The sequence below is a fragment of the Xanthomonas sp. BRIP62411 genome, from assembly GCF_003993525.1.
In the GTDB taxonomy this organism is placed as follows: domain Bacteria; phylum Pseudomonadota; class Gammaproteobacteria; order Xanthomonadales; family Xanthomonadaceae; genus Xanthomonas; species Xanthomonas euroxanthea.
On sequence record NZ_QEZI01000014.1, the window covers coordinates 45014 to 63459 of the forward strand.

Annotated in this window: 15 protein-coding genes; 5 read left to right on the top strand and 10 right to left on the bottom strand. The window is 65.8% G+C overall.

Translation table 11 applies throughout. The features are described from left to right. Positions 1 to 82: 82 nt before the first annotated feature. From EO139_RS12290 to EO139_RS12315, 6 genes are all read right to left on the bottom strand, one after another. A complete protein-coding gene (locus EO139_RS12290) occupies positions 83 to 1318 on the bottom strand; it encodes an FtsX-like permease family protein (protein ID WP_126970850.1) in 1236 nt (411 codons plus the stop codon). A gap of 1 nt (position 1319) precedes the next feature. Further along, positions 1320 to 2648, bottom strand: a complete 1329-nt coding sequence (locus EO139_RS12295; protein WP_126970852.1) for an ABC transporter permease — start codon at positions 2646 to 2648, stop codon at positions 1320 to 1322. A gap of 42 nt (positions 2649 to 2690) precedes the next feature. Continuing rightward, positions 2691 to 3923, bottom strand: a complete 1233-nt coding sequence (locus EO139_RS12300) for an FtsX-like permease family protein (protein ID WP_126970854.1) — start codon at positions 3921 to 3923, stop codon at positions 2691 to 2693. A 55-nt stretch (positions 3924 to 3978) separates the two neighbouring features. After that, positions 3979 to 5280, bottom strand: a complete 1302-nt coding sequence (locus tag EO139_RS12305) for an ABC transporter permease (RefSeq protein WP_126970856.1) — start codon at positions 5278 to 5280, stop codon at positions 3979 to 3981. A gap of 12 nt (positions 5281 to 5292) precedes the next feature. Then, positions 5293 to 6012: an ABC transporter ATP-binding protein gene (locus tag EO139_RS12310; protein WP_104583259.1), complete on the bottom strand. Its 720-nt coding sequence runs from the start codon at positions 6010 to 6012 to the stop codon at positions 5293 to 5295. A 106-nt stretch (positions 6013 to 6118) separates the two neighbouring features. After that, the gene (locus EO139_RS12315; protein WP_126970858.1) at positions 6119 to 7390 is read right to left on the bottom strand and encodes an efflux RND transporter periplasmic adaptor subunit; all 1272 of its coding nucleotides are present in this window, start codon (positions 7388 to 7390) and stop codon (positions 6119 to 6121) included. A gap of 204 nt (positions 7391 to 7594) precedes the next feature. On the opposite strand from EO139_RS12315, the gene glmS reads away from it, so the two are divergent. The 3 genes from glmS to EO139_RS12330 all read left to right on the top strand — a co-directional run bounded on the left by glmS (position 7595) and on the right by EO139_RS12330 (position 10660). Continuing rightward, on the top strand, positions 7595 to 9424 hold the full coding sequence (glmS, locus tag EO139_RS12320) for a glutamine--fructose-6-phosphate transaminase (isomerizing) (RefSeq protein ID WP_126970945.1): 1830 nt from the start codon (positions 7595 to 7597) through the stop codon (positions 9422 to 9424). A 344-nt stretch (positions 9425 to 9768) separates the two neighbouring features. Then, positions 9769 to 10242 carry a hypothetical protein gene (locus EO139_RS12325; protein WP_126970860.1) on the top strand — a complete coding sequence of 158 codons (474 nt, stop codon included), beginning with the start codon at positions 9769 to 9771 and terminating at the stop codon, positions 10240 to 10242. A 229-nt stretch (positions 10243 to 10471) separates the two neighbouring features. Beyond that, entirely contained in the window at positions 10472 to 10660 is a 189-nt protein-coding gene (locus EO139_RS12330) for a hypothetical protein (protein ID WP_126970862.1), read from the top strand. A 62-nt stretch (positions 10661 to 10722) separates the two neighbouring features. On the opposite strand, the gene gloA is transcribed toward EO139_RS12330, so the two are convergent. The 4 genes from gloA to EO139_RS12350 form a co-directional block, all read right to left on the bottom strand. Further along, positions 10723 to 11247, bottom strand: coding sequence for a lactoylglutathione lyase (gene gloA / locus EO139_RS12335; protein ID WP_104583264.1), 525 nt, complete (start codon positions 11245 to 11247; stop codon positions 10723 to 10725). Positions 11248 to 11465: 218 nt separating this feature from the next. Next, complete coding sequence (locus EO139_RS12340; RefSeq protein ID WP_126970864.1) at positions 11466 to 12797, bottom strand: copper resistance protein B; 1332 nt, start codon at positions 12795 to 12797, stop codon at positions 11466 to 11468. Beyond that, positions 12794 to 14602, bottom strand: a complete 1809-nt coding sequence (locus tag EO139_RS12345) for a copper resistance system multicopper oxidase (RefSeq protein WP_206515147.1) — start codon at positions 14600 to 14602, stop codon at positions 12794 to 12796. The genes EO139_RS12340 and EO139_RS12345 overlap by 4 nt, the downstream gene beginning before the upstream one ends. Before the next feature lie 80 nt (positions 14603 to 14682). Then, the gene (locus EO139_RS12350) at positions 14683 to 15084 is read right to left on the bottom strand and encodes a CopL family metal-binding regulatory protein (RefSeq protein WP_126970868.1); all 402 of its coding nucleotides are present in this window, start codon (positions 15082 to 15084) and stop codon (positions 14683 to 14685) included. 132 nt (positions 15085 to 15216) lie between these two features. Between EO139_RS12350 and EO139_RS12355 the strand changes: the two genes are divergently transcribed. Together EO139_RS12355 and EO139_RS12360 are read left to right on the top strand one after the other, a co-directional pair. Continuing rightward, positions 15217 to 16320, top strand: coding sequence for a PLP-dependent cysteine synthase family protein (locus EO139_RS12355; RefSeq protein ID WP_126970869.1), 1104 nt, complete (start codon positions 15217 to 15219; stop codon positions 16318 to 16320). Positions 16321 to 16419: 99 nt separating this feature from the next. Further along, positions 16420 to 18444 carry a M3 family metallopeptidase gene (locus EO139_RS12360; RefSeq protein ID WP_126970871.1) on the top strand — a complete coding sequence of 675 codons (2025 nt, stop codon included), beginning with the start codon at positions 16420 to 16422 and terminating at the stop codon, positions 18442 to 18444. Positions 18445 to 18446: the final 2 nt, after the last annotated feature.

Here is an 18446-nt window from a genome sequence, read left to right on the forward strand (position 1 = left end):
GAACGGACGGACGAGGTAGACAGATCGCATCATCGCAGCAGCAGGCAGGATTGTCGTGCCGGCATCCGGCAGGCCGGGCGCCTCATGCACTGCGTGTCGCAATCGCCGGGGCCACTGCCGCAGCGCGTCGTGCAGGCCACAGCACCGCAAGCTGGCCGAGCAGCAGCACGGTCACCGCACCGGCGGGTAAGTAAAGTGGCGGCAGGGGCACCGCGTCGTAACGGAGCATCAGCCATTGGTTGAGCAGCACTGCCAGCAGCATGCCCGGGGCGCTGCCGCTGCCGACGATCAGCAGGTTTTCCGCCTGGAAGTAACGCAGGATATCGCCACGGGTTGCACCAATGGCGCGACGGATGCCGATCTGTCGCGTCCGCTGCTGGACCCAGAAACTGGCCAGTCCTCCGATGCCCAGGGCGGTGACAAACAGCAGGCCCGTGGTCGCCGCGAGCAACAGGCCGATCATCGTCGTATCGCGTTGGAAATAGCGTGCGCGTATCTGCGCAAAACTGCGTTGCTTGTCGCCCGGGACCATCCGCAACGGGCCGGATCTGGCCAGCACGCCGGCCACCTGCGCCAGCACGCGACCGCGGTCCTCCGGCGCGCTGCGCAATAGATAATGCGTCTGATTGCCGCTGGGGAGTTGCGGCGACAAGGCCACCAGATGATCAAGCTCGGGCTTGCGCAGCCTTGGCCGCAGCAGGTCCTCCACCACGCCGACGACGGTGCTTTGGCTGTCCCATCCGTACAGCGTTTTGCCAACGGCCAGCTGATCTGGCCAGAGTTGCTGCGCCAGCGAGCGGGTGACGATGATCGCGCCCGGCGTGGCGCCGGAATACTCGTCCGGTCGAAAATCGCGGCCGGCGATCAGGCGTGCGCCCATGGCCTGCACGAAGCCGGGCGAGCCGGTGTAGTAGCTGGCGTCGACGCAGCCGGCAGCGCCGCTGGATCGCAGTGCGATTGCGCGCTCCAGTGCGCGTTGATCGGCACAGATGCCGCTGTCGTCGGCGCCACCCGACAACGGCAGCGTCGCTCCGATTGCGGTGGCTGCCGTGACCCCGGAAATGCCGCGCAGCGCGATCAGGTCCGCCTGCCATTGCGCTGGCGCATCGGCCTTGGCGTGCAGGCCGCGAACGGTGACCAGCGATACTTCGTCTTCGGGCAAGCCGGTCGCCGTGCGCAGTCTGTCGATCCGGTCGCCGATCAGGAATACCGCATTGGTGACGAATGCACAGGTCAGCGCCACCTGCGGGGCCAACAGCCCGGCGGTGAGGCGGTGGTGTCCCAAGCTGGAAAGAATCGGGCGAAGTGGCAGGTGCATCTCAGAGGTCCTTGACCTGCAGGGCCGGGTTGATGCGGCTGGCCCGCCAGGCCGGCAGCAGTCCTGCAAGCAGTGCGGCGACGATGGCAAGCGCCACGGTGGTCAGCAGCATGGGTGCATCCAGGTGCGCCAACGCGGCATAGTCGTCGGGCCGCTGGCGCACGCTCCAGAGCCCCACTTCGGCGATCGCGGTCCCCAGCAGGCCACCCACGACGCCGATCAGCGCCGCTTCAGTGCCAAACTGCAGCATCACGTGGCCGCGGCGCGCGCCAAGTGCGCGGCGCACGCCAATCTCGCCACGGCGGCGCAGGAATTTCGCCAGCAACAACGCAATCACGTTGATCAGGCAGATCCACAGAAACCCCAAGGCCAGCAGCGTCTGCAGGCGCAGGTCGTTGGGCACCATCTGCAGGTGTTTCAGCCAGTCCATCAGCGAATACAGTCGGGCCGTCTGCGGTGGCCGCTGAAAGCGCCCGCTGGCGTGTTGGGTCGCAGCATAGTCGTAGAGAAAACGCTCGTATGCGGCCACCTGTTGCGGGGTATCCAGTTGCACCCAGAACTGCAGCCAGCTGGTGGATGGGTTGTGGAGTTGTCTGACGCCGCTGTCGCTGCGCGTCTCCCAACTGCTGATGCTGGTGCCGGCGTCCAGTTCAAGCTCCATCGCGGTCGAGAGCGGCAGAAAGAAATCGTCCTGGTCGCCAAACGCGCCCTTGCGGCTTGGGTCGGCATAAAAGAGCGGTTGCGGATTCCATTTGGCAACGACGCCAATAACGCGAAGACCGATGCGCTGCTCGCCGACGGCGACGGTCTGGCCGATTGGATCGCGTGAACCGAACAAGGTGTTTGCAAGCTGCTGGCTCAACACGATCACGCGCGCGTGGTTCTGGTCGTCCTGCCCGCTCCAGCCGCGCCCACGTTGCAGCGGGATGCCGAACAGCGCAAAGAACCCTGCAGTGGCATAGCGGCCGTTGAGGTCGAGTGGGGATGTGGCGGCCTGTGCGGGCCAGATCAGCGCTTGCCCGCTCGCCGTTGCCGCCTGATGGACGGCCGGCCCTGCACGTAGCAGGGCCATCGCATCTGGCCAGGTCAGATTGTCCGACGGGTCGCCCCATTCCCGCGTGCGTGGAAGGTCCAGGGGCAGCGGATCCAGATGTGGGGTGTAGAGCAGCTGACTTCTGCCTGGCAGCGGATCGCGCGACATGACATGCAGGACCGTCAGCATGGTCATGCTCGCACCGATGCCCAGACCGATTGCCAGTACCACCAGGGTGCTGGCGATCGGGGTGCGCAACAGGCTGCGCCAGGCCAGTTGCAGGCAGTAATGCAACATCACCGGACGTCTTTGCGGGGTTCGATCGGCATCTGTGTCACCTCACGCGCTGCGCGTGGCCACTGCCGGCGGCACCAGCGCGGCGCGCCGGGCGGGCCAGAACACGGCGATCTGGCCCAGCGCCCAGAGCAATAGCGCGCCGATCGGCAGATACAGCACCGGCAGGCGTGGCAACTCGTAGCGGTCCATCAGCCAGATGTTGATGGAGTACGCCAGCAACATGCCGAGCACGATGCCGACCGAGGCCAGCAGGAAGTTCTCGATCTGGAAGTAGCGCAGGATCTGCCCGCGTGTAGCGCCCAGTGCGCGACGGATGCCGATCTGCTTGGTGCGTTGCTGCACCCAGAAGCTGGCCAGGCCGACGATGCCCAGTGCGGTGACGATCAGCAGTGCGATACAGACCGCGCCAAGTAGCCACACCATTGCGCGATCATTCTCGAAATATTCCGTCCGAATGTCGCTGTACGTCTCTTGTTTCAGGACCAGCCGGCTATTGTCTAATTTCATCAGCGCAGCGACGGCAGATTGCAGCACTTCTGCCCGCCGCGTTGGGTCGGTGACACGAATAATGTACTGGCCTGCGGTGTAGTCGATGCGCAGTGGCAGCAACATCGAGTAATTGCTTTGATCAACACCGCCGGCGCTGTTGTTGGTGGGGCGTGCCAGTGTCTGCACGATGCCGATGATGTGGAGTGCGGTATCGCCTGCATAGACTGTCTTTCCCAATGCATTTTGCGAGGGGAATAGCTTGTCGGCCATGCGCTGGGTGATGATCACTGACAGGCCTTTTTTGTCGATGGACCTGTCGTTATTGGCCTGTGCCATATCGATGAATTCGCTTGCGGTGAAGTCACGCCCCGCCACCAGTTGCAGGCCAAGCGTGCCGAGGGTGCCTTCGCTGGCCATGTATTGCGCAGCGCTAAGTGTCTGGCGCTCTTGTTCACGCGTCAGAGAGATGCTGCTGTTCCATGAATAATGCACAAAGGGAATCTGGTTGATGACGATCGCGCTGCGGACACCTGGCAGGCTGCGCAGTGCAGCCAGGTCTTCGCGTGTGCGCGCTTCTGCATTGACCTGGGTGCCGATGCCTCCCAATTGGATGCTGACCAGTTCCGATTCGGCGATGCCGCTGGGTTGCTGCAGCGTCTCGATGCGGTTGCCGATCAAGAACATGGCATTGCAGATGATGGCGCAGGCGAGTGCGATCTCGAGCACGATCAATGCTGCTGCGGTCTTGTGACGGCGCAGGGTGGAAATGATGGGGCGGATGTCCATGGGCGGTACCTTCGGATAAGAGGCCGTGCCCGCCGCTGGGCGGCGGGCCTGGTGGTCAGGACGCTTTGAGCTGTAGCGCGGGCGCAACCTGGATGGCACGCCAGGAGGGCAGCAAGCCGGCCAACAGGCTGGCAACGAGCGCCAATGCGAAGGTGAGCAACAACATCTTCGGATCCAGGTGCGCAAGCTTGGCGTAGTCGACAGGTTGTTGGCGCACGACCCACAACCCCAACCATGCCAGCCCAAGCCCTGCCATGCCGCCTGCAAGTCCGATGGTTCCGGCTTCGACCAGGCATTGCGCAAAGATGGCGCCGCGTGAGGCACCCAGGGCACGACGCACGCCGATCTCTCCACTGCGGCGCAGGAACTTGGCGAGTAGCAACCCTACGGTATTGAGCAGGCACACCAGCAGGAAGCCCATCGCCAGCCACAGCTGCAGTCGGACGTCGCTCGGGACCACTTCCTTGTAGTCCAGCCACTCCATCACGTTGCGCAGGCGGGTATTGTTCGGACGTTCAAAGCGCCCTGCAGCGCGCTGCTGATCGGAGTAGTTATCCAGGTAGGCTTTGTAGTCGCCGGCCTGCGCTGGGCTGTCAAGCTCCACCCAGTACTGCATCCATGTGCAGGATGCGTTGAGCGCTGTCTGATCGCTGTTGTCGTTTTTACCGTAGCAATTCATACCGCCGTAATGGTCCATCTTCAGATCCATTGCGACGGAGAATGGCAGATACACTTGCTCGTTCGAGCCGTAGCTGTTGGTGACATCATAGAAACGTGGGTTGACTTTCCAGTCATTGAGAACACCGACGATGCGAAAGGTGTTCTTGTCCATGCGCAGGTCGCGGCCGACACTATTGCTGCCGTCGAACAGTTTGTCGTTGAGTTCCTTGGTGATCACCGCAACGCGTTCGTGGCCCGCGTCGCTACCGGCCGACCAGCCTTGGCCATACAGGAAAGGTGTTTCGAACATCGGGAAGAAATCTGCCGACGTAAAGCGCACTTCCGATTTGAAGGCAGTCATACCGTTCTTGTCGGGCTCGATCGCCACTCTTCCACCGGTCATCAGCGCTTGCCGTTTTGCACGTTTTTCGCGCAGCAGCGTTTCGGCATCGAAGCGAGTGACCTGGTCGCCAGGCTCTTCTCCCGGCTGGTAGCCTGCCTTGGGGTATGGATCCACCAAGGCGCTGAACAACCGATCGCTCTTCTGCGGAATCGGATCACCCGACAGCACATAGAACACCGTCAAGGTGGTCATGCTGGCGCCGATGCCCAGCGCGATCGCAAGCACCATCAGTGCGGTCAGTATCTTGTTGCGGCGGAAGCTGCGTAACGCCAGATTGAAGTAGTAGCCGAACATGGGATGTGCCTCTTATTCGGCCAGGGTGGGGGCGCTGTGGCGCGCGCGCATCAGGGCGGGGTTGCGTTCCAGATCGGTGGCCTGGCCGTCGACGATGTGCACGTTGCGCTGCGCGCGAGCGGCCAGTTCCGGGTCGTGGGTGACCATCACGATGGTGGTGCCCTGGCTGTTGATCTCTTCCAGCAGTTCCATCACCCCGCGTGCCATTTGCGAGTCGAGGTTGCCGGTGGGTTCGTCGGCCAGCAGCAGGCGCGGGCTGCCGGCCAATGCGCGGGCGATGGCGGCACGTTGCTGCTGGCCGCCCGACAGTTCGGTGGGGTAGTGCTTCAGGCGCGAGCCCAGGCCGACCTTGGTCAAGGCCTCTTCGATGCGCTGCTTGCGCTCGGCCGCAGCCATGCCGCGGTAGCGCAGCGGCACATCGACGTTGTCGAACAGGTTGAGGTCGGGAATCAGGTTGAAGCCCTGGAAGATGAAACCGATCTTGCGGTTGCGCAGGCGCGAACGCGCATCGTCGGACAGATGGCTGACATCCTCGCCGTCGAGCAGGTACTGCCCGCTGGTGAAGGTCTCCAGCAGCCCGGCCAGGTTGAGGAAGGTGGTCTTGCCCGAGCCCGAAGGGCCGGTGACGGCGACGAATTCGCCTTCGCGCACATGCAGGTCCAGCGAACGCAGTGCATGCGTTTCCACCTGTTCGGTGCGGAAGACCTTGGAGACCGATTGCATCTTGAGCATTGCCGAGTCCTTTGCAAGAGAGATATGTGCGAACGAGATTTAGAGTGGTGATCGCAATGTGGCGCGCGGTCGTCAGGCGTGTGTAAGTCTGAGTAGTGGCTGCTTTCTAGTGGACGGTGACGCGCGGCGCATCGCCAAAGTTGTCTGCACCGGAGACCACCACGCGGTCGCCGGCCTGCAGCCCGGACAGCACCTGCACCTCGCCCAGGCTGCTGACACCCATGCGCACCGGTCGGCGCACCGCGGTGTTGCCATCCATCACATAGGCGTAGCTGCCGCCGGATTGTTCGACGAACGGGCCGCGCTCGACCTTGAGCACGTTGCGGCGCGTGTCCATCACCACCCGTGCGCTCATGCGCTGGCTCTGGCGCAGGCCCGGCGGCTGCTTGTCGGCAAAGCGGATGCGTGCGGTGACTTCGCCGTTGACCACTTCCGGCGACACCGCCGAGATGGCGCCGGGGAACGGTTCGCCGCTGCCGCTGGTGAGCTGCGCCGGCATGCCGATGGCCAGGTCGCGCGCAAAACTTTCCGGCACCTTGATCTCGACTTCGAACTTGGACAGATCCACCACGCCCAGGATCGGCGCGTTTGCCGCGACCTGGGTGTGCTGCACCGCCTGCACCTGGCCGACCTGGCCATCGAACGGCGACAGCAGCGTGAGCGCATCGACCTGGCGCTGCACTTCGGCCACCACCGCGCGCTGGCGGTCGGCGAGCAGGCGCTTGTTGCGCGAATCCAGGTCTGCCCCCTGGCTCTTCAGCGATGCGTCGCGCTCGGCGTGCTGCAGGTCGATGTCGGTCTTCTTCAAGGTGTCCTGCGCCTTGGCCAGTTCCACCTGCGGCACCGCGCCGCCATCGTAGCCGCGCTGGTAGCGCTCCAGGTCGCGCGCGGCAGCCTGCTTGTCGATCTTGGCCTGGTCGGTGAGCTTGCTGGCGTTGGCGCGGGCCAACGTGGCGTCCAGCCCGGCGCGGCTGGATTCGGCTTCCAGGCCTGCCAGCGTGGCCTGCTCCTGGGCCAGCTTGCTGCGCAGTTCCGGGCTGTCGATGCGCGCCAGCTCCTGGCCCTGCTTGACCACGTCGCCTGCCACCACGCTCAGCGTCACCGTGCCGGCCGAGATGGCGTACAGCACGGGGCTGTTGGCGGCGATGACGCGGCCATCGGCGGCGATGTCGCGCACCAGGTCACCTTGGCTGACGGTGGCGATCCGCACCCGGCTGGCATCGAACGAACGGCTGCCGGCGCTCCACGCGGTGACCGCCCAGCCGATGCCGGCCAGTATCGCGACCACGGCGACGCCGGGCCATAGCCAACGGCGCCAGGGCGCGTGCCGGGCGGGTGTACGGAGAACCTGGTCCTGGGCGGAGGTATCGCGAATCATGGTCGGCTGGCTCGGTGGCGTCACTGCGATAAAGCAGGACGTGTGCCAATCTTCAAGTGATTGAAAGCAATCATCTTTATGGGCTGGCGGGCGGTGTCCGCAGTGTCCGCGGACACCGCTGCGGACAGGTTGTCCGGGCATGGTCATGCAGCGGACAAGAGCGGACACGCTAAAATGCGCGGCTTCGTCCTCAAGGGTTGTCCTATGTGCGGCATTGTCGGAGCGATCGCCGGGCGCGACGTGGTCCCGGTCCTGATCGAGGGACTCAAGCGTCTGGAGTACCGCGGCTACGATTCTTCCGGCATCGCCGTGCTCGATGGCGACCAGGTGCGCCGCGTGCGCCGCACCGGGCGCGTGGCGGAGATGGCGCAGGCGGCGCAGGCCGAGCAGTTCGGCGCGACGCTGGGCATCGGCCACACCCGCTGGGCCACCCATGGCGGCGTCACCGAGGCCAACGCGCACCCGCACATCAGTGCGGGCGTGGCACTGGTGCACAATGGCATCATCGAAAACCACGAGCAGCAGCGCGAGAAGCTGCGCGCGCTCGGCTACACCTTCGAGTCGCAGACCGATACCGAGGTCATCGCGCATCTGATCCATCACCATCTGGGCAGTGCAGTCGACCTGTTGACCGCGCTGCAACGCACCGTCAAGGAACTCACCGGTGCCTATGCGCTGGCGGTGATGAGCCAGGCCGAGCCGGAGCGCTTCGTCTGCGCGCGCATGGGTTGCCCGTTGCTGATCGGCGTGGGCGAGGGCGAGAACTTTGTCGCCTCCGATGTCTCGGCCATCGTGCAGGCCACCCGCCAGGTGATCTTCCTGGAAGAGGGCGACACCGCCGAGTTGCGCCGCGATGGCGTGCGCATCTTCGATGGCAACGACGCGCCGGTCGAGCGCCCGTTGCATCTGTCGGATGTGTCGCTGGCATCGCTGGAACTGGGCCCGTTCCGCCATTTCATGCAGAAGGAAATCCACGAGCAACCGCGTGCGCTGGCCGATACCATCGAAGCGGCGATCGATGCCAAGGGCTTTCCTGCGTCCCTGTTCGGTCCGACTGCCGGAGCGGTGTTGCGCGACATCGAAGGCGTGCAGATCCTGGCCTGCGGCACCAGCTATTACGCCGGCATGACCGCGCGCTACTGGATCGAGGCGATCGCCGGGCTGCCGTGCAGCGTGGAGATCGCCAGCGAGTACCGCTATCGCGCCGCCTACGCCAACCCGAAACATCTGATCGTCACCATCTCCCAATCAGGCGAAACGCTGGACACGATGGAGGCGCTGAAATACGCCAAATCGCTGGGGCATCTGCACACGCTGTCGATCTGCAACGTGCCCGAAAGCGCCATCCCGCGCGCCAGCGAACTGGTCTGCTACACGCGTGCCGGTGCCGAGATCGGCGTCGCCTCGACCAAGGCATTCACCACCCAGCTGGCGGTGCTGTTCCAGCTGACCATGGTGCTGGGAAAATTGCACGGACGCATCGGCGAAGCCGAAGAGGCGGACTATCTGGAGCAGCTGCGCTTTCTGCCCGGCAGCGTGCAGCACGCGCTGAATCTGGAGCCGCAGATCATGGCCTGGGCCGAGCGCTTCTCGGTCAAGGAAAACGCACTGTTTCTTGGCCGCGGCCTGCATTACCCGATCGCGCTGGAAGGCGCGCTCAAGCTCAAGGAAATCTCCTATATCCACGCCGAAGCGTATCCGGCCGGCGAGTTGAAGCACGGCCCGCTGGCGCTGGTGGACGCGGCGATGCCGGTGGTGGTGATCGCGCCCAACGATCGCCTGCTGGAAAAGGTCAAATCCAACATGCAGGAAGTGCGCGCCCGTGGCGGCGAGCTGTTCGTGTTCGCCGACCAGGACAGCCACTTCAGCGAGTCCGAAGGCGTGCACGTGATCCGCACCCCGCGCCACGCCGGCGTGCTGTCGCCGGTGATCCACACCATCCCGGTGCAGTTGCTGGCCTACCACACCGCACTGGCACGCGGCACCGATGTGGACAAGCCGCGCAACCTGGCCAAGTCGGTGACTGTGGAGTAGGTAGGCGCAGCTGATCGAAGGGCTGCGCTCGGTGCAACGCGAGCGCAGTCGCCGCCAGCTATGGCAACTAACCGCGTGCATGGCGGTTCTCCACCGCACCTGCAGACGACTGCCCGCCGCGTCTGGCCAACCTCCCCTTGGTTGCGTTCTGGCATCGGGTGACGGTGCGGCGGCATGCGTCGCCATGACCCACAGGTTGAGGGGTCATCGGGTCGTGCCACCGGGTTCAGGGCGCGATCGATGCGGAAGTGATGAAGATTGGCAGACGACCGGTCCGGCTGCCAACGCGATGGCCCAGGTTATGCATACGCTTGCTGCGAGGGTCCCATCACGCAGGAGGACGTATGCACGAGTCTTTCAAACAGGGCGCGCCGGCCGAGTTGTGGCAGGCGTTGGTACGTGAGGCCGGGCAGCGGATCGCACATCCGCTGGACGAATCGCGCGAGCACTATCTGGTGTTCGTGCTGCTTCGCCTGCAGCGCGATGCGCAGCTGGTCTCGCGCACCCAGGCGCTGGCCTGGCTGCACGCGCAGGACCAGACCGGCAGTCTGCGGGCGGATGCATTGCGCGACATCGGAGATCAATGCCTGCTGATTGCAGGCCTGTTTCCCGGGATCGCGCAGCGCCGCCGGCTCAGCGTCGACTACTTCATCGAACTGGGCCGCGGCGCATATTTCGAAGTGGCCGACACGCAATACAGCGATGCAGGCCTGTTTGCACAGTTGGCCGGGACCTACCGCGAGCTGGTCCGCACACTTGCCGCACTGCGCCCGCCGCGCCAGTGGCAGCGCAGTCACGGCGGACTGCTGCATGCGTAGCTAAGCGCACTTCCGGGGCGGTCCCGACAGATGTGGGGACCGCCCCGACTGCCAAGTGCGCACGATGCGCTCACACTCAGCCCGCAACTGAGCGTTCTAGCCGACTGCGGACCGTTGTCTGATGGACCAAAGCACTGTGCGGTTGATCGCTGTCCGCGCGATCTGACAGTGCCATGTCGCATTGCGTGGGGGACACGCAATGCGACGCTGTTTCCAGGGGAAGGAATCCATGAAAGCGTTTATTGCGGTGGCGGCCTCGGCGCTGAGCGGCGCCGCAATGGCCAGCGATGTCCCGCCCGGCGTCGTGGCGCACGATGGCACCCGCATCTGGGTGCATGGCGCGCGGACACATGCGGGAGCGGTGGTCTCCGCTGGCGCAGCCTGTTCGCGCGCGGCGTTTGGTGGCAAGTGCCGGTAGCGTAATGCTTGAAATCGTCGGTGCCCGGGAACTCCGGGCACCTTGCCATGCGGTGTTATGCGTTACGCCAGCGGCGTATTGGAGATGATCTCCACCCAGTAGCCGTCCGGGTCCTTGATGAAGGCCAGGTGCTTCATGCGGCCGTCTTCCAGGCGTTTCTGGTACGGCACGTTGAGGCTGTCGAAACGCGCGCAGGCGGCGTGGATGTCCGGTACCGAGATGCAGATATGGCCGAAGCCGCGTGGGTCGCTGTTGCCGTCGTGGTAGACCGGGCCGTCCTGGGTTTCGGTGCCGTGGTTGTGGGTGAGCTCGAGCACGCCGGGGATGCCGGCCATCCATAGCCGACGCGCGGCATCGTCGTCGGGGATCGCGGTGCCGTCGGGCAGCAGGGCCAGGAAGTACAGGCTGAACTGCGCATCGGCAAAATGGCGCGCATCCAGCAGGCGGAAGCCCAGCACGCGCGTGTAGAAATCCAGCGAACGCTGCGCATCCTTGATGCGCAGCATGGTGTGGTTGAACACGAAGCCGGCGGTGTCGGCAGGTGCGGCGCTGGCGCCGGGGACGTGTTGCAGGTCGGTCAAGGGCATTGTGGTCTCCTCGGTGGAATGTGGTGGCAGGTCGGGCTGCGCTGGGCGCCGATGGTAGCGGGGCAGGGGTTGTCGGTATGTCTGCAGGGTGCGTATCGGTGATCTGGCACTCGCGCTCTGATCGATCGCGCGCGACAGCACGACTTGGGCTGGTCAAGCGCGTGGCATGGGCCTGCATTGGAATCCCGATGGCCAGGCCCATGCGCACACCGGCTGTCTCAGAACCAGATGCGCACGCCGGCGACGAACCGGCTGTCGCGTGCAGGCTCATCGTCGATCGCAGCGCGGCGGGCGGTGTCGCCGAAGCTGCGGCTGTGCACCCAGCCGATATAGGGCGCGAAGCGGCGGGTGATTTCGTAGCGCAGCCGCAGGCCGACCTCGACCTGCTCCAGGCCGCTGTCGACGCCGCGCCGGTCATCATCGGTGAGGGCGATGCTGGCTTCCACACGCGGTTGCAGGATCAGCCGGTTGGTGAGCAGCACCTCGTACTCGCCCTCCAGCCGCAAGGCGGCGCGGCTGCCACTGCCGACGTAGAGCGTGGCTTCGGTCTCGAACTTGTAGGGTGCCAGTCCCTGCACGCCGAAGGCGGCCCAGCTGCGATGCTCGCCCGCCCCGATGTCCTGGCGTGCACCGACCAGCAGATCCCACCATGGCGAGATGGCGTGGCCATAGAACGCCTCCACCGATGCGGCCTGCGTGCGCCCGTCCTGCCGCTCGCCTTCGCTGCGCAACCAGAGCCGGTCGATATCGCCACCGATCCAGGCGCGTGCTTCCCAGTCCTGGCCACTGCCGCGCGTGGTGTCGAAGGCTTCCAGCCGATCGAGCAGGACGTAGTGATTGATGCCTGGCGCGTGCATCGCATGGTGCTGCAGGGGTGCGAATGCCGCAGCGATTTCCTCGGCCGTGGGCTCGGGGATCGGCATGCGTGGCACTGCGCTGGCGGTGGGTGATGCCGGTGTTTGCGTCGTTGCTTGGGGATGCGGCGCGTGTTCCATCGCGGCGTGATCCATCGCCCCGTGCTGCGCCTGTCCATGTTGCATCGACGCATGCTCCATGGACGCGTGATCCATCGACGCGTGCTCCATCGCGTCGTGGTCGCTGTCTACCTGTGATTGCAGGGTGTGGTCCAGTTGCGGATTGGCAGAGGTCTGGCGTGCGGCGTGCTTGACATCGGCGTGCTGCATGCTTGCGTGGTGCGTCGATGTCGGCACTGCCGAAACGTCGGCGTGTACCGGGCGTTGCGCAGGCGTGCCGTCAGCAGCGTTTGTCGATGCCGATGCCGATGTGGTGCTGGAGTGCTGCGCGTGGTGCAGATGTGCATGATCCATCTGCATTGCATCTGCGCTCACCTGCGCGGATGACGGCGATGTCGCTGTCGCGATGGACGTTTGCGGCTGGGAAGCCGTCGCCTGCTCAGCCACCTGCATTGCATGCGCGTCATCGGCATGCGCGGATGGCGCCATCGCTGCATGCTGATGCTCCTGTGCAGCAGCCGATGCGCTCAGCAGTAGTGCGAGCAGCGCCACGTGTTGCGTATGCAGTGCGCTCATGCCTCCACCCGCACTTCGCGCATCATGCCCGCTTCCATGTGGTACAGCAGATGGCAATGGTAGGCCCAGCGACCCAGCGCATCGGCGCGGACGCGATAGCTGCGGCGCGTGCCGGGCGGCATGTCGATGGTGTGCTTGCGCACCTGGAAGTTGCCGTCGGCGTCTTCCAGATCGCTCCACATGCCGTGCAGGTGGATGGGGTGCTGCATCATGGTGTCGTTGACCAGCACGATGCGCAGCCGCTCGCCGTACTGCAGCCGCAAGGGCTCTGCCGAGGCGAAGGCGATGCCGTCGAACGACCAGGCGAATTTCTCCATATGCCCGGTCAGATGCAGTTCGATCTCGCGCCCGGGCTCACGGCCGTCCGGATCCTCAAACAGGCTGTGCAGGTCGGCGTAGCACAGCACCCGGCGGCCGTTGTCGCGCAGGCCAACGCCGGGGTCGTCCAGGCGCGGTGCGGTGGCATTGCTGCGCATGTCGATCAAGGGATTGCCATCTTCGCTGGCAGGGTGGCGTGGCGTCTTGTCGTGCGCATCCGCCGGGGCAGCGTCATGCGTGTGCATGGAATGCCCCGCATGCGCGGCCTGCATCCCGGCGGCGCCGTGCATCGGCGGTACCGCATGGTGCATGCCATCGCCGTGCCCCATGTCCTGCATGGTCAAGATCGCGCGCGGGTCCAGCGCTGGTATCGGCGCCTGCAACCCCTGCCGCACCGCCAGCGTGCCGCAGGCGAAACCGGTGCGGCCCATGTCCTGCGCGAACAACGTAAACGCATCCTGGCCGATCGGTTCGACCAGCACGTCGAAGGTTTCGGCCGCCGCGATGCGCAGCTCGTCCACGCTGACCGGATGCACGTACTGGCCGTCGGCGGCCACCACGGTCATGCGCAGGCCGGGGATGCGGATGTCGAAGTAGGTCATCGACGAGCCGTTGATGAAACGCAGCAGTACCTTCTCGCCTGGCCTGAACAGGCCGGTCCAGTTGCCGGCCGGGGCGACGCCGTTGAGCAGGTAGGTGTAGGTGTTGGCGTTGACGTCGGACAGGTCGGTCGGGGTCATGCGCATGCGCCCCCACATGCCGCGGTCGGCCAGCGTCGCGCGCAAGCCGTCGTCGCGCGCATCGCGCAGGAAATCGCCCACCGTGCGCTGCGCGTAATTGTCGTGGCTGGGCATCTGCTTGAGCCGCCGGAATAGCGCGGCCGGGTCCAGGTCGGTCCAGTCCGAGAGCAGCACCACGTGCTCGCGATCGTGCCGATACGGCGGCGGCGCCAGCGGGTCGATGACGATGGCGCCATACAAGCCAGCCTGCTCCTGGAACATCGAATGGCTGTGATACCAGTAAGTGCCGGACTGGCGCAGCGCGAAGCGGTAGTGATGTTCCTGGCCCGGCGCGATGCCGTCGAAACTCATTCCCGGCACGCCATCCATGCTGGCCGGCAGCAACAGGCCGTGCCAGTGCACCGAGGTGGGTTGGTCGGCCAGCGCATTGCGCACGCGCACGCTGACCGTGTCGCCCTCGCGCCAGCGCAGCGTGGGCGCCGGCAGGCTCTGGTTGACGGTGATGGCGCGGCGCGTGCGCCCGGTGAGGTTGACCGGCATGCGGCCGATCTGCAGCGATTGGTTGCTGCCACGCAACTCGGGCGTCGCCGGGGGGGCGGCACGTGCAGCGCCGCGCCACAGCCCGCCGGTGGCGGCGATGCCGCCCAGGGCAAGGCCTTGCACGAAGCGGCGTCGGCTCAGGCCCCCATTGGAGGGTGGATCGAAAGAAGTTGGATCGAACGACATGACATCTCCACTGCGGCCCACCCACGAAGGCGGGCGCATGCATCGCTGGGAAACCCACGCAACACGCGCGCGGGACCGAGGACGGCCAAGGCCGTCGGCGCTCAGGCGATGGGAGGTCGAACCGGTTGCTCGGGCACCGGGCTGCCGCGTCCTTCGGCCAGGGTGGCAGGCAGGGTGGGGCGGCCAGGCAGGCCGGCGGGCACCGCAGGCAGGGTCAGCAGGGCGAGGCTGCAGTGCTGCAGGCAATCGCAGCTGCCCAGCTTGCAGCAATCGGCCGCGTGCGCGTGCCTGGGCTGGTCCGGGGTATGCGCCGCAACGGGTGGCTGCGTGTCCTCATGGCACGGCAACGCGGCCGGCATCGCCGCGTGCGCCATCGCTGCGGCCGACGCCGTCCCGGCCGAGGCCATGGCCGGCAGCGCCATGCCCACCGACGCCCAGGCGCCGGTGGCCGTATTGGCAACCAGGCACAGGCACAGCAGCAGGCGGAGCAGGCAACGCAGCACGGGCAGTCAGGGCGGCGGACAGGTGCGGCCAGCATAGCACCGGCGCCCAGCTGTCCGCCCGATGACCCGCCCGCCGTGGCCGCGCGCCAGGCAGCGGTAGAATTGGCGCTTCCTTCGCCGCACAGTCCTGCCATGTCGCAGCGCCAGTGGGTGGCCGCCGCCATCCAGAAGATCGAGGCCGATTTCAACCGTTCGGCCGACACCCATCTGATTCCGATGGACCTGCCGGGCTTTCCGGGCATCGACCTGTATTTCAAGGACGAGTCCAGCCACCCGACCGGCAGCCTCAAGCACCGGCTGGCGCGCTCGCTGTTTTTGTATGCGCTGACCAACGGCTGGCTGCGTGCGGGGCGGCCGGTGATCGAGGCGTCCAGTGGCTCGACCGCCATTTCCGAGGCCTATTTCGCGCGGCTGCTGGGTGTGCCCTTCATCGCGGTGATGCCGGCGTCGACCTCGCCGGAAAAGATCGCCGCGATCCAGTTCCAGGGCGGCCGCTGCCACCTGGTCGAGCGTGCCTGCGATCTGGACAGTGCCTCGCACCAGCTCGCACGCGAGACCGGCGGCCATTTCATGGACCAGTTCACCTACGCCGAGCGCGCCACCGACTGGCGCGCCAACAACAACATCGCCGAATCGATCTTCAAGCAGCTGGCCGAGGAGCCGCATCCGATTCCCGACTGGATCGTCTGCAGCCCCGGCACCGGCGGTACCAGCGCCACGCTGGGCCGCTATGTGCGCTATCGGCGCCATGCCACCCGCATCCTGTGCGCCGACCCGGAAGTGTCGGTGTTCTTCGACGGTTATTGCCGCGCGGTGGACGGGCACTGCCCCAAGGAGCTGGCCATCACCGGCGGCTCGCGCATCGAAGGCATCGGCCGCCCGCGGGTGGAGTCCAGCTTCATCGCCAGCTGCGTGGACATGATGATCAAGGTTCCCGACGCCCTGAGCCTGGCGGCGATGCGCCATGTCAGCGCCACGCTCGGCCGCCGCGTCGGTGGTTCCACCGGCACCAACTTCGTCGGCGTGCTGCAGGCCGCCCAGCGCATGCGCCAGGCCGGCCGCAGCGGCTCCATCGTCACCATCCTGTGCGATGCCGGCGAGCGCTACGCGCACAGCTACTACGACCCGGCCTGGTACGCGGCGCGCGACATCGACGTCACCGACAGCGATGCGGCCATTGCCATCGCCGTCAACGGCGGCGACTTGCCGGCGCTGCCTTGTGCAGCGCTGGAATGACCGCCATATCCTGCGCGCCGCTGGCAAAACCGTTGCGTATCGCAACCTCTGCCAGCGCCTCATCCTGATTCCTGATCCAGTCCACTGCCGGAGCGCCCCATGACCAACCCGCTGCTCGACCTGTCCGGACTGCCGTCCTTCGATGCGATCCGCCCCGAGCACGTGGGCCCGGCGATCGATCAACTGCTGGCCGACGCCGAGGCCGCAGTGAAGGCGGCCGAGCAGGTCAGCCCGGTCAGCTGGGACAGCTTCGTGGTGCCGCTGGACGATGCCACCGAGCGGCTGTGGCGCGCCTGGGGCCAGGTCGGCCATCTGCAGGCGGTGGTCAACACGCCGGAGCTGCGCGAGGCCTACAACAGCAACCTGCCCAAGCTCAGCCGCTTCGGCAGTGCGCTGGCGCAGAACCTGGCGCTGTACGCGCAGTACAAGGCGCTGGCCGACGCGCCGGAAGCGGCGCACTACGACGCCGCGCGGCGCAAGGTGCTGGAAAACGCGCTGCGCGATTTCCGCCTCGGCGGTGCCGAGCTGGATGACGCGTCCAAGGCCCGGTTTGCGCAGGTCCAGGAAGAACTGTCCGCGCTGGCCGCCAAGTTTTCGCAGAACGTGCTCGATGCCACCGATGCATGGTCGTACGTAAGCGAAGACGAAAGCGAGCTGTCCGGCCTGCCCGCTGAAGTGGTCGCCGCGGCACGCGCCGCCGCCGAAAAGGACGGCGTGCCGGGCTGGAAGCTCACCTTGCAGATGCCGTGCTACCTGCCGGTGCAGACCGATGCGGACAATCGCGAACTGCGCGCGCGGCTGTATCGCGCCAACGCCGAGCGCGCTTCCGAGTTCGGCGATGCGGCGCTGGACAACAGCGCCAATATCGATCGTATTCTGGCCCTGCGCGCCGAGCTGGCGCAGCTGCTCGGGTTTGCCAGTTACGCGGAGTATTCGGTCGCCACCAAGATGGCGCAAAGCCCGGACGAAGTGATGGGCTTCCTGCGCGATCTGGCGGTGCGCGCCAAGCCGTATGCGCAACGCGATCGCGCCGAACTCGAAACCTTTGCACGCGATGCGCTGGGCCTGGACGAACTGCAGGCCTGGGATCTGGCCTACGCCAGCGAAAAACTCAAGCAGGCGCGCTACAGCTTCTCCGAGCAGGAGGTGAAGCAGTACTTCACCGAGCCGAAGGTGCTGGCCGGCCTGTTCGATGTGATCCACAGCCTGTATGGCCTGACCGTCAAGCTCGATCGTGCGCCGGTCTGGCATGAGGACGTGCGCTTCTATCGCCTGGAAGATGCGCAGGGCGCGCTGGTCGGCCAGTTCTATCTGGACCTGTACGCGCGCGAAGGCAAGCGGGGCGGCGCGTGGATGGACGATTGCCGCAACCGCCGCGACACCGCCAATGGCGTGCAGACGCCGCTGGTGTATCTGGTGTGCAACTTCGGCCGCGGCAGTGGCGATGCCCCGGCCACGTTCCGGCATGGCGAAGTCACCACGCTGTTCCATGAAATGGGCCACGGCCTGCATCAGTTGCTCACGCGCATCGGCGAATTGGGCGTGGCCGGCATCAACGGCGTGGAATGGGACGCGGTGGAACTGCCCAGCCAGTTCATGGAGAACTTCTGCTGGGAATGGGAGCGCGTGCAGGCGATGACCGCGCACGTGCAGACCGGCGAGCCGCTGCCGCGCAACCTGTTCGATCGGCTGCTGGCCGCGCGTAATTTCCAGAGCGGCATGTTCACCGTGCGCCAGCTGGAATTCGCGTTGTTCGACATGCAGCTGCACAGCAGCTTCGACCCGACCCAGGACAACGTGCTGCAGCTGATCGAGCGCGTGCGCGACGAGGTGGCGGTCAACCGCCCGCCGGCATGGAATCGCTTCCCGCACCAGTTCAGCCACATCTTCGCTGGCGGTTACGCGGCCGGTTACTACAGCTACAAGTGGGCCGAAGTGCTCAGCGCCGATGCCTACGCCGCCTTCGAGGAAGCGCCCGAACATGTGGCCGACATCGGCGCGCGTTTTCGCCATGAAGTGTTGTCGCGTGGCGGCAGCCGCAGCGCGGCCGACAACTTCCGCGCATTCCGTGGGCGCGCGCCGAGCATCGATGCGCTGTTGCGGCATAACGGCATGGCCGGCTGAGC

Bases quoted from the DNA above. Each gene is read 5' to 3' on its own strand.
- EO139_RS12290 (WP_126970850.1), bottom strand. From the start codon at position 1,318: ATGCACCTGCCACTTCGCCCGATTCTTTCCAGCTTGGGACACCACCGC.
- EO139_RS12295 (WP_126970852.1), bottom strand. From the start codon at position 2,648: ATGTTGCATTACTGCCTGCAACTGGCCTGGCGCAGCCTGTTGCGCACC.
- EO139_RS12300 (WP_126970854.1), bottom strand. From the start codon at position 3,923: ATGGACATCCGCCCCATCATTTCCACCCTGCGCCGTCACAAGACCGCA.
- EO139_RS12305 (WP_126970856.1), bottom strand. From the start codon at position 5,280: ATGTTCGGCTACTACTTCAATCTGGCGTTACGCAGCTTCCGCCGCAAC.
- EO139_RS12310 (WP_104583259.1), bottom strand. From the start codon at position 6,012: ATGCTCAAGATGCAATCGGTCTCCAAGGTCTTCCGCACCGAACAGGTG.
- EO139_RS12315 (WP_126970858.1), bottom strand. From the start codon at position 7,390: ATGATTCGCGATACCTCCGCCCAGGACCAGGTTCTCCGTACACCCGCC.
- glmS (WP_126970945.1), top strand. From the start codon at position 7,595: ATGTGCGGCATTGTCGGAGCGATCGCCGGGCGCGACGTGGTCCCGGTC.
- EO139_RS12325 (WP_126970860.1), top strand. From the start codon at position 9,769: ATGCACGAGTCTTTCAAACAGGGCGCGCCGGCCGAGTTGTGGCAGGCG.
- EO139_RS12330 (WP_126970862.1), top strand. From the start codon at position 10,472: ATGAAAGCGTTTATTGCGGTGGCGGCCTCGGCGCTGAGCGGCGCCGCA.
- gloA (WP_104583264.1), bottom strand. From the start codon at position 11,247: ATGCCCTTGACCGACCTGCAACACGTCCCCGGCGCCAGCGCCGCACCT.
- EO139_RS12340 (WP_126970864.1), bottom strand. From the start codon at position 12,797: ATGAGCGCACTGCATACGCAACACGTGGCGCTGCTCGCACTACTGCTG.
- EO139_RS12355 (WP_126970869.1), top strand. From the start codon at position 15,217: ATGTCGCAGCGCCAGTGGGTGGCCGCCGCCATCCAGAAGATCGAGGCC.
- EO139_RS12360 (WP_126970871.1), top strand. From the start codon at position 16,420: ATGACCAACCCGCTGCTCGACCTGTCCGGACTGCCGTCCTTCGATGCG.